The sequence below is a fragment of the Paraburkholderia sp. USG1 genome (assembly GCF_031570135.1).
Lineage (GTDB): Bacteria > Pseudomonadota > Gammaproteobacteria > Burkholderiales > Burkholderiaceae > Paraburkholderia > Paraburkholderia dioscoreae.
This window is the reverse complement of record NZ_JAMWXW010000037.1, coordinates 39,304-53,036: the sequence shown is the minus strand read 5'-3', so window position 1 is coordinate 53,036 and position 13,733 is coordinate 39,304. Positions and strand designations below refer to the sequence as shown.

Annotated in this window: 13 protein-coding genes; 8 read left to right on the top strand and 5 right to left on the bottom strand. The window is 64.1% G+C overall.

The window, feature by feature from the left end; translation table 11 throughout:
• Window positions 1-8: 8 nt before the first annotated feature.
• The 7 genes from NE850_RS34080 (at window position 9) to rpe (ending at window position 7,559) form a co-directional block, all read left to right on the top strand.
• Window positions 9-437, top strand: coding sequence for a ribulose bisphosphate carboxylase small subunit (locus NE850_RS34080; RefSeq protein WP_007176317.1), 429 nt, complete (start codon window positions 9-11; stop codon window positions 435-437).
• A 54-nt stretch (window positions 438-491) separates the two neighbouring features.
• On the top strand, window positions 492-1,535 hold the full coding sequence (gene cbbX, locus NE850_RS34075; RefSeq protein WP_197740270.1) for a CbbX protein: 1,044 nt from the start codon (window positions 492-494) through the stop codon (window positions 1,533-1,535).
• A gap of 26 nt (window positions 1,536-1,561) precedes the next feature.
• The gene (locus NE850_RS34070; protein WP_007176319.1) at window positions 1,562-2,689 is read left to right on the top strand and encodes a class 1 fructose-bisphosphatase; all 1,128 of its coding nucleotides are present in this window, start codon (window positions 1,562-1,564) and stop codon (window positions 2,687-2,689) included.
• A gap of 64 nt (window positions 2,690-2,753) precedes the next feature.
• On the top strand, window positions 2,754-3,626 hold the full coding sequence (locus tag NE850_RS34065) for a phosphoribulokinase (protein ID WP_007176320.1): 873 nt from the start codon (window positions 2,754-2,756) through the stop codon (window positions 3,624-3,626).
• A gap of 44 nt (window positions 3,627-3,670) precedes the next feature.
• Window positions 3,671-5,713 carry a transketolase gene (gene tkt, locus NE850_RS34060; RefSeq protein ID WP_310699967.1) on the top strand — a complete coding sequence of 681 codons (2,043 nt, stop codon included), beginning with the start codon at window positions 3,671-3,673 and terminating at the stop codon, window positions 5,711-5,713.
• A gap of 59 nt (window positions 5,714-5,772) precedes the next feature.
• Window positions 5,773-6,810 carry a class II fructose-bisphosphate aldolase gene (fba, locus tag NE850_RS34055; protein WP_007176322.1) on the top strand — a complete coding sequence of 346 codons (1,038 nt, stop codon included), beginning with the start codon at window positions 5,773-5,775 and terminating at the stop codon, window positions 6,808-6,810.
• A gap of 29 nt (window positions 6,811-6,839) precedes the next feature.
• Window positions 6,840-7,559 (top strand): ribulose-phosphate 3-epimerase, encoded by a 720-nt coding sequence (gene rpe / locus NE850_RS34050; protein ID WP_007176323.1) that lies wholly within the window; start codon window positions 6,840-6,842, stop codon window positions 7,557-7,559.
• A 22-nt stretch (window positions 7,560-7,581) separates the two neighbouring features.
• On the opposite strand, the gene NE850_RS34045 is transcribed toward rpe, so the two are convergent.
• The 3 genes from NE850_RS34045 to NE850_RS34035 form a co-directional block, all read right to left on the bottom strand.
• Complete coding sequence (locus NE850_RS34045) at window positions 7,582-8,964, bottom strand: DUF6513 domain-containing protein (RefSeq protein ID WP_310699965.1); 1,383 nt, start codon at window positions 8,962-8,964, stop codon at window positions 7,582-7,584.
• Between the two features lie 78 nt (window positions 8,965-9,042).
• Entirely contained in the window at window positions 9,043-9,621 is a 579-nt protein-coding gene (locus tag NE850_RS34040; protein ID WP_007176325.1) for a flavoprotein, read from the bottom strand.
• Window positions 9,618-11,693, bottom strand: a complete 2,076-nt coding sequence (locus NE850_RS34035; protein WP_007176326.1) for a sigma-54-dependent Fis family transcriptional regulator — start codon at window positions 11,691-11,693, stop codon at window positions 9,618-9,620. Before NE850_RS34035 ends, NE850_RS34040 begins: the two co-directional genes overlap by 4 nt.
• A gap of 440 nt (window positions 11,694-12,133) precedes the next feature.
• Between NE850_RS34035 and NE850_RS34030 the strand changes: the two genes are divergently transcribed.
• Window positions 12,134-12,658 (top strand): dihydroneopterin aldolase, encoded by a 525-nt coding sequence (locus tag NE850_RS34030; protein ID WP_007176327.1) that lies wholly within the window; start codon window positions 12,134-12,136, stop codon window positions 12,656-12,658.
• A 67-nt stretch (window positions 12,659-12,725) separates the two neighbouring features.
• Here NE850_RS34030 and NE850_RS34025 read toward each other — a convergent pair whose 3' ends face one another.
• Both NE850_RS34025 and fae read right to left on the bottom strand, forming a co-directional pair.
• The gene (locus tag NE850_RS34025) at window positions 12,726-13,133 is read right to left on the bottom strand and encodes a hypothetical protein (protein ID WP_007176328.1); all 408 of its coding nucleotides are present in this window, start codon (window positions 13,131-13,133) and stop codon (window positions 12,726-12,728) included.
• An 87-nt stretch (window positions 13,134-13,220) separates the two neighbouring features.
• Window positions 13,221-13,730 carry a formaldehyde-activating enzyme gene (fae, locus tag NE850_RS34020; protein WP_007176329.1) on the bottom strand — a complete coding sequence of 170 codons (510 nt, stop codon included), beginning with the start codon at window positions 13,728-13,730 and terminating at the stop codon, window positions 13,221-13,223.
• Window positions 13,731-13,733 lie beyond the last annotated feature (3 nt).

Here is a 13,733-nt window from a genome sequence, read left to right as displayed (position 1 = left end):
GGTACGTCATGCGTATTACACAGGGCACGTTTTCCTTCCTGCCGGAATTGACCGACGAGGAGATCCGTTTGCAGATCGACTACGCGCTGAGCCAGGGCTGGGCCTGCTCGGTCGAATACACCGACGACCCGCATCCGCGCAACACGTATTGGGAAATGTGGGGCCTGCCGATGTTTGACCTGCGCGATGCGGCCGGCGTGTTGCAGGAAGTGAAGGCGTGCCGCGCGGCGCAGCCGCAGCACTACATCAAGGTCAACGCGTTCGACTCGGTGCGCGGCTTCGAGACGATGCGCCTGTCGTTTATCGTCAACCGTCCGGACGAAGAGCCGGGCTTCCGCCTGACGCGTCAGGACGGACCGGGACGCGTGCAGCGCTACGGGTTGTCGGGCTACGCGGGCGACCGGCCGTCGGGCGAACGATACGGAGCGGCGCGCTAAAAGGGGAGCCCGCAATGCGAGGCTCGATGAATGCCACAAGCAGAGGGAGAGGCCATGACCGAAGCTGCCGCCATAGACGCGAACGCGCTGTGTTCTGACGGGCGAGACGCTGCCGCGTTACAGGACAGCCAGGACAGCCGCGCGCAAGCGCCGCAGGTCGATCTCGCCGCGCTCTATCGCGACTCCGGCATCGGCGACGTGCTCGCCGAACTCGACCGCGATCTGGTCGGGCTCGCCCCGGTGAAAACCCGCATTCGCGAGATCGCGGCGCATCTGCTCGTTGAGCGCGCGCGCGATTCGCTCGGTCTCGCGGGCGGCGCGCCTACCCTGCATATGTGTTTCTCGGGCAATCCCGGCACGGGCAAGACCACGGTCGCGCTGCGCATGGCGGAAGTGCTGCACCGGCTCGGCTACATTCGCCGCAATCATCTGGTGTCGGTCACGCGCGACGACCTGGTCGGCCAGTACATTGGCCACACCGCGCCGAAAACGCGCGATGTGCTGAAACGCGCGATGGGCGGCGTGCTTTTCATCGACGAAGCCTATTACCTGTATCGCCCGGAAAACGAACGCGATTACGGTCAGGAAGCAATCGAGATCCTGCTGCAGACCATGGAAAACCAGCGTGACGATCTGGTGGTGATTCTGGCCGGTTACGCCGCGCGCATGGAAGTGTTCTTCGAAAGCAATCCGGGCTTTCGCTCGCGCATTGCGCATCACATCACGTTTCCCGACTACGACGGCGCGGAACTGCTCGACATCGCCGAGCGTATGCTCGCGACGATGCATTACCGCTTCGACGCCGACTCGCGGCGCGCTTTCGCCGACTATCTCGCGCTGCGCACCAGGCAGGCGAATTTCGCCAACGCCCGCTCGGTGCGCAATGCGCTCGATCGCTCGCGGCTGCGCCAGGCCAACCGTCTTTTCGCCACGGCGATGCAGGGCGGCGCGCCGATCGACGCGGCCGCGCTCACGCTGATCGCCGCCGCCGACGTTCGCGCGAGCCGCGTGTTCACTGAATCTGAAGCGCTCGCGGCGAACGCCGGGGCGCCTGCGTCCTCGCATGCAACGCGCGCCGTGCCGGCGCCGCCAGGCTGAACGAAAACAATCCTCAGGAGATCGCCATGCAAGACGGACGTACGACCCTTTCGAAGTTTCTGATCGACACCCTCGACCGCCAGCCCTGTTCGACGGAAACGGCGCGCAACGCCGGCCTCTCGGCGCTTCTGATCGATGTCGCCGCCGCGATCAAGTCGATCTCCGCGATGCTCACCAAAGGCGCGCTCGGCGGCAACTACGGCTCCGCGCAGAGCATCAACACGCACGGCGAGGAACAGAAGAAGCTCGACGTCGCGACCAATGAAATCTTCGTGCAGCAATGCGAATGGGACGGACTGCTCGCCGCGATGGTGTCCGAGGAAATGGAGAGCGTCTATGCGATCCCGCCGGGCTATCCGCGCGGCGACTATCTGCTTGCCTTCGATCCGCTCGACGGTTCGTCGAATATCGACATCAACGGCGTGGTGGGGTCGATCTTTTCGGTGCTGCGCAATGGCGATGGAAATGGAAATGGAAACGGCAGCGATCCGCGCGGCACAGTCCGCGAGTCCGCGTTTCTGCGGCCGGGCTGCGAGCAGGTGGCCGCGGGCTACGCCGTCTATGGCCCATCGACCATGCTCGTGCTCTCGGTAGGCAACGGTACGCATGGTTTTACGCTTGAGCGCGAGATCGGCAATTTCGTGCTCACTCATTCGAACATCCGCATTCCCGAAGACACCGTCGAGTTCGCGATCAACGCGTCGAACGAACGCTTCTGGGAACCGCCGGTGCGCCGCTATGTGCAGGAATGCAAGGACGGGCGCAGCGGCTGCCGTGCGAGCGACTTCAATATGCGCTGGATCGCGTCGATGGTCGCCGAGGTTCATCGCATCCTGATGCGCGGCGGTGTGTTCATGTACCCGCGCGACTCGAAGACGCCGGCGATGGAAGGGCGCCTGCGGCTCCTCTATGAAGCCAACCCGATGAGCTTTCTCGTCGAACAGGCGGGTGGTCTTTCGATCACCGGGCGCGAGCGGATTCTCGAGGTCGTGCCGCGCGCGCTGCATGGACGCGTGCCGGTGATCCTCGGCTCGAAGCACGAGGTGGAGCGTATCGGCCGCTATCACGGCGAATACGACCGTGGCGAAGATCAGCCCTTCACCTCGCCGCTTTTCAGCAGGCGCTCGCTGTTCCTGCCGGGTTTCACGGCCTAGCCGCCGGAAAGCCCGGGTTCGCGAAAGGCATCCGATCAGAACACCACTATCCGGAGACAAGCGCATGTCAGTCAAACACCCGATCATCGCGGTGACCGGTTCGAGCGGCGCCGGCACCACAACCGTGATGAAGAGCTTTACCCATATTTTCCGGCGCGAAAAAATCAACGCGCAGATCGTGGAAGGCGACGCTTTTCATCGTTATGACCGCAACGGCATGCGCGAGGCCATGAAGCAGCACGAGCGGGATGGCGCACCGAATTTCAGCCATTTCGGACCGGAAGCGAATCTGCTCGAAGAACTTGAGACCCTGTTCGCCAGTTATGGCGAGAACGGCAACGGCAGGCTGCGCCACTACGTTCATGACGAAGGCGAAACGCGGCTCTACAAGCAGGATGCCGGAACCTTCACGCCGTGGGAGGAGGTGACGCCCGACACCGACCTGATGTTCTATGAAGGCCTGCACGGCGCAGCCGTGACCGACGATATCGACATTGCGCGACACGCGGATCTGCTGATCGGCGTCGTGCCGATCATCAATCTCGAATGGATTCAGAAACTGCATCGCGACCAGACCATGCGTGGCTACTCGCACGAGGCCGTGGTCGATACGATCCTGCGGCGTATGCCGGACTACGTGAACTACATTTGCCCGCAATTCTCGCGCACGCATGTGAACTTCCAGCGCGTGCCGACCGTGGATACGTCGAATCCGTTTATCGCCCGTGAGATTCCGCAGCCGGACGAGAGCTTCGTGGTGATCCGTTTTGCGCGCCCGAAGGGGATCGACTTCCAGTATCTGCTGACCATGCTGCACGATTCGTTCATGTCGCGCCCGAATGTGATCGTCGTGCCGGGCGGAAAGATGGGTCTCGCGATGCAGCTGATTTTCACGCCGATGATTCTGCAACTGATCGACCGGCGGGCGCGCGCCTGACGCTGCGCAACACGGTTTATCCATTTCGTGCAAGGAGAGGTTCGATGAGTGCCGTCGCAGAATCCGTCGCAACACCCGCGACCCGGCTGATGGCCGACGCGCTGCGCATGCTCGCGATCGACGCGGTCGAAGCCGCGAAGTCCGGTCATCCGGGCATGCCACTCGGCATGGCCGAGATTGCGGTCGCGCTGTGGGACCGGCATCTGAAACACAATCCGCGCAATCCCGCGTGGCCCGATCGTGACCGCTTCGTGCTGTCGAACGGGCACGGCTCGATGCTGTTGTATGGCCTGCTGCATCTCACCGGCTACGACCTGCCGATCGACGAACTCAGGCGCTTCAGGCAATTGCACAGCAGGACGCCGGGGCATCCCGAGGTGGGCGTGACCCCCGGCGTTGAAACGACCACCGGACCGCTCGGTCAGGGGCTCGCCAATGCGGTCGGCATGGCGCTCGCCGAGGCGCTGCTCGCACGCGAATTCAACCGGCCGGGCCATTCGATCGTCGATCACCGCACGTATGTATTCGTCGGCGACGGCTGCATGATGGAAGGCATTTCGCACGAGGCGGCTTCGCTTGCCGGCACGTTGAAGCTCGACAAGCTCACAGTGCTGTACGACGACAATGGCATCTCGATCGACGGCCACGTCTCGCAGTGGTTCAGCGACGACACGCCCGCGCGTTTTGCGGCCTACGGCTGGCATGTCGTACGCGAGGTGGACGGACATGACGTGGACGCGGTCGATCGGGCTCTCTCGCGCGCACGCGCAGCCGGCCGGCCGACGCTGATCTGCTGCCGCACGGTGATCGGCAAAGGCTCGCCGTCGAAAGCGGGCACGCACGACGTGCACGGTGCGCCGCTCGGGGCCGACGAAGTCGCGAACACGCGGCGCGCGCTCGGCTGGCCGCATGTGCCGTTCGCTATGCCGGCCGAGGTTCGCACGCTGTGGGATGCGAGCGAACGTGGCGCGGCCGCTGAAGCCGACTGGAACACGCGTTTCGAAGCGTATCGCAAGCACTATCCGCATGAAGCCGCCGAGTTCGAGCGCAGGACACAAGGCACGCTGCCCGCGCAGTGGCGTGACACGGTCCGCGCGATGGTGCGCGACGCGGACCACGCGGCCGAATCGATCGCGACCCGCAAGGCCTCGCAGCAGGCGATCGCCGTAGCGGCTCGCGCGTTGCCGGAACTGCTGGGCGGTTCGGCCGACCTGACCGGCTCGAACCTCACCAACTGGAAAATGTCGGTCGATGTTCATGCCGACGACAGCGGCCTGCAAGGCGGCAACTATCTGCACTACGGCGTGCGCGAATTCGGCATGAGCGCGGTGATGAACGGTATTGCGCTGCATCGCGGGCATATTCCGTTCGGCGGCACCTTCCTCACGTTCTCCGACTACTCGCGCAGCGCGTTGCGCATGGCCGCGTTGATGAAGATCCGTTCGATTTTCGTGTTCACGCATGACTCGATCGGCCTTGGCGAAGACGGGCCGACGCATCAGTCGGTGGAGCACGCGGCGAGCTTGCGGCTCATTCCCGGGCTCGACGTCTGGCGTCCGTGCGACACGGTCGAGACCGCGCGCGCATGGGCGAGCGCAGTGGAACGCTATGGGCCGTCGTGCCTGCTGCTGAGCCGCCAGAATCTGCCGTTCGCCGCACGTAGCGCTGAACAGATCGACGCGATCGAGCGCGGCGGCTATGTGTTGCGTGACTGGCCTGCGGAACGGGCGCAAACGCGGGTCGTGCTGATCGCCACCGGCTCGGAAGTCTCGCTCGCGCTCGATGCCGTCGCGCCGCTCGCGCAAGCCGGTATCGCCGCGCGGGTCGTGTCGATGCCATCCACCAGCGTATTCGACCGCCAGCCCGCCGCATGGCGCGACGCGGTGCTGCCGCCGCGCGTGCCGCGCGTCGCGGTCGAAGCGGGCGTGTGCGCGTTCTGGCGGCAATACGTGGGCCTCGAAGGCGGCGTGGTGGGCATCGATACGTTCGGCGAATCCGCCCCCGCCGCCGCGCTGTTCGAACATTTCGGTCTGACTGCGCGCGCGGTGGTGGACGAAGCCCGCCGTGTCGCGCAACTCGCGCGATAAACCCGAACACGCGGCACGCACTGCGCGCCACGATCTGATCCGATTTCGAGGAGTTTGCGATGGCCTTCATAGCACTGCGGCAACTATTGGACCACGCGGCCGAGCACGGCTACGCCGTGCCCGCCTTCAACGTCAACAACATGGAGCAGATCCACGCGATCATGCAGGCCGCCGAGGCGACCTCGAGCCCGGTGATCCTGCAGGCGTCGGCGGGCGCGCGCAAGTATGCGGGCGAGCCGTATCTGCGCCATCTCGTGCTCGCGGCGCTCGAAGCGCATCCGGATATCCCGCTCGTGCTGCACCAGGATCACGGCGCGAGCCCGGCGGTGTGTCAACAGGCGATCCGCTCGGGCTTCACGTCGGTGATGATGGACGGCTCCTTGCTGCCCGACCAGAAGACGCCCGCCGCGTACGAGTACAACGTCGATGTGAGTCGCCGGGTTGTCGAGGCGGCGCACGCAGTGGGCGTTTCCGTGGAAGGCGAACTGGGCTGTCTCGGCTCACTCGAAACCGGCACGGCGGGTGAAGAGGACGGCGTCGGCGCCGAAGGCCAGCTCTCGCGCGACGATCTGCTCACCGATCCGCGCGAGGCGCAGATTTTCGTGGAGGCGACCGGCGTCGACGCGTTGGCGATTGCAATCGGCACGTCGCATGGCGCGTACAAATTCAGCCGTCAGCCGACCGGCGATATTCTGGCCATCGACCGGATCGTCGAAATTCATGAGCGGATTCCGAACACGCATCTCGTGATGCACGGTTCGTCTTCGGTGCCGCAGGAGTGGCTCGCGGTGATCCGCGAATACGGCGGCGAGATTCCCACCACGTATGGCGTGCCCGTCGAGGAAATCCAGCGCGGCATTGCGCATGGCGTGCGCAAGGTCAATATCGACACCGACATCCGGCTCGCGATGAGCGGCGCGATGCGCAAGTCGATGGCGAATGCACGCGCCGAGTTCGACCCGCGCGCCGCGTTGAAGGCGGCGACGGCGGCGGCGAGCGCGATCTGCGTCGAACGGTTCGAGGCGTTCGGCTGCGCGGGCCAGGCGTCGCGCATCAAGCCGCTGCCGCTCGATGCGATGGCGCGCCGTTACCACTGAACCATTGACCTGTTCGCAAGGAGACGGCCATGCGCGATTTCCTGATAGCCCCGTCGTTGTTGTCCGCCGATTTCGCCCGCCTTGCCGACGAAATACGCGCCGTCACGGCAGCCGGTGCCGACTGGATTCATCTGGACGTGATGGACAATCACTACGTGCCGAACCTCACGGTCGGGCCGCTCGTGTGCGCGGCGATTCGCCCGCATACGTCCGTGCCGATCGACGTGCATCTGATGACGATGCCCGTCGATTCGCTCGTGGCCGGTTTTGCCGAAGCCGGTGCGAATACGATCAGCTTTCATCCGGAAGCGTCGCTGCATGTGCACCGGACCATCGAGCTCATCAAGTCGAGCGGTGCGCGCGCCGGACTCGCGCTCAATCCGGCTACGCCGCTCGCGGTGCTCGACCATGTGATCGAGCGGCTCGACGTGGTGCTGCTGATGTCGGTGAATCCGGGTTTTGGCGGGCAGGCGTTCATTCCGGAAACGCTGGATAAACTGCGGGTCTTGCGCGAACGGGTCGATGCGGCGATGCAGCGAACGGGACGGCTGTTGCTGATCGAGGTGGATGGCGGCGTGAAGGCGGCGAACATCGCACGAATCGCGGCGGCGGGCGCGGACGTGTTCGTGGCGGGGTCGGCTGTGTTCGGTGCGGGTGACTATGCACAGGCAATCGGCACGATGCGCGATGAACTCGAGCACGTGAACGAAGACAACGAAGGCGCCGACGCTTTGGCGATGGCGCGATGACTCGACGCGCCGGCTTTCGTCTTCAGCGCTTCTTCATCGTTTCGCCCGGCGCACGCCATGCCGCGAGATCCTGTTCGGGCCGCTCGACCGCGCAGCCCCAATCGAGCGGCTGATCCTGATCGAAACGCTTGCCGAGCCGCCATGCAATCTCGGCGCGCGCGAGTTGGACGCCCATATAGAACGCGTGGCCGCCGTCTGCTTCGAGATGCAACTGCGGGTAGAGCGCGAACGGGTCGCCTGCCAGGCGATGACCGTCGCGGTTGTAGACATGAATGCCGTCGGCGCTGACCTGGACGCGGAAGTTAGGGTCGCGCACGTCGCGCGCAAACTCGTCGATTTCGGCGGCGCTGTACGGAAACGGGCGTTTGGCGTGGACGGTAGCGAGATCGCTGTCGATGCCCTTGGGCAGCACCTGCGCCTCGCGCGCGGCGTGCATCACCCGGCGAGCGACGTCGGCTTCGCGCACCGCGCGCCGCGCATGCAGGCTGACGGACGTGGTGAGCACCGCGCTCACGCGAAGCTCCGCCGCCATGCCGAGCAGGGCCGCGTTGATGCCGCTGGTGTCGGCCTCGGTCAACTCGGTCACGTTGCCGATGCCCATCATGATGGCGATGTCCGGGTAGCGCTCGCGCAGCCGGACATAACGCGCAATCGATGCGGCGAGGCCGAACGGAATCGGATCGAGAATCGGGTCGGCGAGAAACGCGCGTCCGCGTGCGGCGAGCAGTTCGATCGCGGCGTCGAGCGAGGCCGGATCGCCCGGCTCGCGCGCAACGAGGATGGGCGTGGACGGCACCTCGTCCGCAATCCATAGCGTATCGAGATTCAGGCTCATCAGATAATCCGCGCCCGCGCGGCCGCCGCGCAGCAATTCCTCGCTGCGTATCGAATCGACACTGACACGATACCCCTGGTCTTTCAGCAGGCGCACCGCGTCTTCGAGATGCGGAAACGGCGTTTCGGGCAGGCAACCAATGTCGATCACATCGGCGCCCTGCGCGGCATACTCGCGCGCGCGCGCGGCGATGCCGTCCAGATCGAGGCGTGGCGCATCGACGATTTCGGCAAAAATGTCGGTCTCGTAACGCGTCAGATCGAACGGCTGCGCCTCGCGGCCGAAGAATTGCGGCAGATCCTTGACCTCTTGCGGGCCGCGCTCGAACGGCACGCCGTAGTGTTCGGTCAGCGCAGCGAGATCGCCACGGCAGCGACCGGGCACGATCACGCGCTGCGCGACGAGTGGCGCAGGCACCCGGCGACGGATCAGGTCCGCCGTCATGAGCGCGGCGACCTGCAGGCCGATTTCGCGGATTTCCCAACTGAATGGCGTGGGCGCCATGCTTTCGAGCACGCGGATCAGGCTCTTTTCGGCGAGCCGGCCAGTCAGGAAGACAATGTGATCCATGTCAGTACGCGCGGGGCTGCCCCAAATGTATCGACTCCCGCTCGGGAAGCTGAGAACGTACGGAGCGTGGGTGCTGTTTCATGTGAGATCGAATGTCGACAGGCGTTCACCGAGCGCCGCTTTCAGTTCGTCCAGCGAGCGGACGAGCGTCGTGTATTCGAAGCGGGACAGGCGCTCAACGTTGTCGAGTTCGATCGCCCGCGGACGCAGTTCGACCCATTCGTTCGGGCTCTGCGTGACCACGGTCGGTTCGGTGTCGCATGCAAAGACAATGCCCGGAATGCATTGCTTGCCGGCTTGCGCGTACATATTGGTGGGCAACGTGTCGGAGATGCCGAACGCGCATTTGGCGACGGTGTTGCTGGTGGCCGGCGCGATCACGACCGTGTGATACATGCCGTGATAGAGCATGCCGACCGGCACGCCGCTCGCGCTATTGTCGCGAAACACGCGGAAGTGTTTGCGCAGCCTCGGCAACGGCCAGCCGTAGAGTGGCAGGACTTCTTCCGCGGCTGCGGAAAGGAACAGGTCGGCGCGCGGCAACTCCAGTGCGAGCGTAATCGACTCGTCGAGCAGATGGCCGGAGCCGGTTACGCACCACGCGAAGCGCGCATCGGGCTTGAAGTCCGCGAGATTGCGAGCAGGCGCCTGGGTCATGCGGTGAAGGGCGGCGATTCTTCGGATGGCGAATCGTCAGGCGGCAATCCGTCCAGCGCCGAGCCGTCGTGAGACAGACGGATATGCAACCGGCGCATCTTGCGGTACAGCGTGTTGCGGCTGATGCCGAGCGCCTTGGCAACGTTGCTGACGTTCCAGCGATGCTCGTCGAGCAGCGTGAGCACAGTCCCGCGTTCGTTCAATTGAATCGCATTGAGCGAGGAGAGATCCGCTTCGTCGGCCGGATGCGGCTCGAAGTCCACCGCCGCCGTGCGCGAACCGACTGGCAGCCCGGTTTCCGGCCCACGTTGCGTGATTTCGACAGGCAGATCCTCGCAGCGGATCGGTTGTCCGTCGCACAGCGCGATGGCCATCTGCAATACGTGGCGCAACTGGCGGATATTGCCGGGCCACGCGTAGGTCAGTAACGCATGCTCGGCTTCCGGCGTCAATTCGGGCGGATCGTTGTCCGACTCGTTTTCGAGCAGATGATGAATCAGCGCGAGCTTGTCGATCCGTTCGGAAAGCGGCGGCAGATTCAGTTCGACGCCCTTGAGCCGGTAGTACAGATCCTCGCGGAACTGTCCGCCATGCACGAGTTCGAGCAGATTGCGGTGGCTTGCGCTAATGAGCTGAAAATCCACCTTGATAGTCGTTTCCGCGCCGAGCGGTGTGACCTCGTGTTCTTCGATCACGCGCAGGAGCCGCGCCTGCAACGAGAGCGGCATGTCGCCGATTTCATCGAGAAAGAGGGTGCCGCCGTTGGCCTGCACGATCTTGCCGCGCCGCCCTTCGCGCTGGGCGCCGGTAAACGCGCCGGCACGATAGCCGAACAGTTCGCTTTCGATGAGGTTTTCGGGCAGCGATGCGCAATTCACCGGCACGAACGGGCCCGATGCGTGCGGGCTGATGCTATGCAGCGCCTGCGCGAAGACTTCCTTGCCGGTGCCCGTTTGTCCTCTGAGAATGATCGGGATCTTGCGCTGGACCACGCGCGCCGCGAGCTGGATTTGCGAAGCCATGCGCGGGTCGCCGAACTCCAGGTGTGCGATTTCGTCGAGCCTCGCCGGCGCCGGCCGTTTGTCAGCGGCGCTGGCGCGCGCGGCCGGCGCCGACACCACCACCCGCGTGCCGCGCTCCGCGCTGTTTTGCGGCGTCTGCGCGACAAGGAAGAAGCGGTTGGTCGCGTTCGCGCTGTACACGGTGACCGGATGAAACGACCCGCGAATGCTGCGCGCGATCATGTCTTCGAGCGACGCATTGAAGGCTTCCTCGATACGCCGGCCGCGCAATTCGCCGAGCGTGCGAAAGCCGAGCTGGAAGAGGGCGCTGCGGTTCGCGGCGAGCACCGTGCTGTCGTCCGCTACCGCCAGTTTGCCGCCGTGCAGCGTACCGACGAATTCCGGGCGGCTGTGGAAATGAATCATGTTCGCGTGCCGGTAGCGCGCATCCAGCAGACGGTTCTCGATCATTTGCCGCGACATGCCGACCAGCACCAGCGAATGCTGCTGCAACAGCTTCGAGCGGCTCGTTACGTCCAGCACGCCGGCAATCTCGCCGCGGTCATCGAAAATCGGCGCGGCGGAGCAGGTGAGCGACGTATAGCGCGGATAGAAATGTTCGTGCTGGCAGACGGCGATGCAGTCGCGCTCGGCCAGACACGTGCCCATGCCGTTCGTGCCGGCCTCGCGCTCGCTCCACAACGCGCCGACGCGAAAGCCGTCCGCGGCGACTGCCTCGGCGAAAGGCACCGACGAAACCTGATGGACGATCATGCCGCCCGCGTCGACCAGCACGACCGCCAGTTCGGGATCGGCCAGTTGCTGATAAAGCGTGGTCATTTCGAGCTTCGAACAGGCGATCAGATCACCCATTGCCTCGCGGCGCGAACTTAGTTCGTAGTCTGTCAGGACAGGCGGTGTGACAAAACGGGAAGGGTCGAGCCGGAATTCGTTCATGCAGCGCGCCCACGATTGAGCGACGGGCTCGCTCGTTGGGCGCGTGGCCAATTGATGGTTGACGACGTTCAGAACTTCACGGACGTGCAGAGTGCTGTCAGCGAGCAACGACATGGGGCCTGTCTCCGTTGCGTCAGTTCGTGCGCGCCGGCTCGCATTGCGTTGCGGGTGCTCTGCTTCGCCATGCGCGTCACGAGTGCCGCTTTATCGATACTGTCTTCCCCTCGCGCTGCGGCTTCTGCTGTCCGTATGCGCACTGAGTGATTCGCCCTTGTAACAAGGCGTCGGCTTAAAACTGTACGCCGGATGTCGCGGCCGTTCAATAAGAAGTCGCAATAACCCTACATGGCGTGCCCGATTTTTGCTTTTATCAATGCCATGCCGTTGCGGGCGCTTCGCGCTCGCCGGCGGCGCGGAGGTTGTTGCAGGTTTGGTGCAGAGTGCTTCGCGTCCTGTCACCCATGATCTGCTTTGTGTTTACCCTTTTGTGTTTACCCGAATCCCGTCTGCTAACTCGTTTGCCCATTATTTGCCGCACTGCGGTGGAGAACATCATGGACCGTATCGATGCCGTTCGCCTTGCCAGTTTCTCCGCTGCCGGCGCGCCGGGCGCCACTGCCCCGTCCGGTTCGCTCTCTGCCGGTACGCTGTCCGGGCGCATGGACATCGTCTTTATCGAAAACTTTGTCGGTCAGACGATTATCGGTATCGACAGCAGCGAGCAACATGTTCTGCAGCCGGTAAGAATGAACCTCGCAATCGGGGTTCCCTCGATTCGTGCGTGCACGACCGATCGCATCGAGGACACGATAAATTATGCGGCGGTTCGCAGTGCGCTGCATGCGCTGCTCGCCTCGCACGGCGTGCGGCTGCTCGAAGCGCTCGCCGAAGCGGTGGCGCGTCTGCTGATTACGGACTTCGGCGCTCACTGGGTGCGCGTTGCGCTCGCCAAACCCGCCAAGTTCGATGACGTGTCGGCCGTCGGCGTGCAGATCGAGCGGCAGCGTAGCGATATGCAGCAAGCGGCCACAGGGCTCGTGGGTTATGCGTCGCTCGGGGCAGGGCTGATTCCGAATTGAGCGCAAAAGAAGGCAAGCGGCGCCGTTGCCGGCGCCGCTTGCCTCATGCTGTGCGTCACACGGTCGACTATTTCGCCGACGCCGTCTTGTCGGGGCCCAGTCCGCAACTGTGATAGGCCTCGGTCTGCAGCGTGCGGAATTTCTTCGTCTGTGCTTTCGCGTGATCGACCCGAAACTCCGAGCCGCCTTCGCCGCCCAGGGTTGCGTACTTCGAGAACGTCGACTGGGCGACGAAATCGTCGTAGGACAGCGCGGTGGCCATCTTGTCGATCACGCACGAGCATTTATAGACGTTCACGAAATCGTGTCCGTTGTCGTCCATGCAGCTCAACACGTATTCGACGCGTCCCTGCGTCGGGTAGCTGTAGCCTCCCGCCGGGGCCTGCGCCGTGGGCGCGTCGCCGTCCGCCCAGGCGAGCGGCACCGCGAGCGCGACGCAGGCACAGGCCGCCAGCGCACGACATCGTATGGTCATCTCATGCCTCTATCAAAGGGTTTGCGCTTCAGCTCAGAGCCCGCGCAACGGCGGGCTCCTGTCGCATCCACGCGAACTCGCGCACCCTCAGTTCGGTGCAAACGGATGCGCGACGCTGCCCTTTTTCGCCACGACCTCCGCGGCACTCGGTTCACCGGCGACAGCGCGCTGGATTGCCTCGCGCGTGGCCTTGTAGTTGAACTCCTGAATCTTCTTGTCGTCGTCCGCCTGCCAGTGAATGAAGACGCCGACGCACAGGAACAGATCGTCCGCCTCGTCTTTCGGAATCGTGCCGTCCTCGACGCTGTCCGCGACAGCGAGCGCAACGGCATGCTGCGCTGGGCCGAACATCTGCACGGCCTGCTTGGCGCCCTTGATGGTCACCTTGTTGAACAGGATCGTGTTCGGCTTGGTGAGGAGGTTCGGTGCGATGACGGCGAGCAACGATGTGAAGCCATCCTTATTATTGGTGAGCGCATTGCAGAATGCGGTTTCCGCAGCCGAACCCCGCGGTCCGATCAGCAAGTCGATGTGTGCGACCTCGTTGCCGTCGCCGACGAGCGACTCTCCTATCAGCACGCGATTGATCTTGGCCATTCT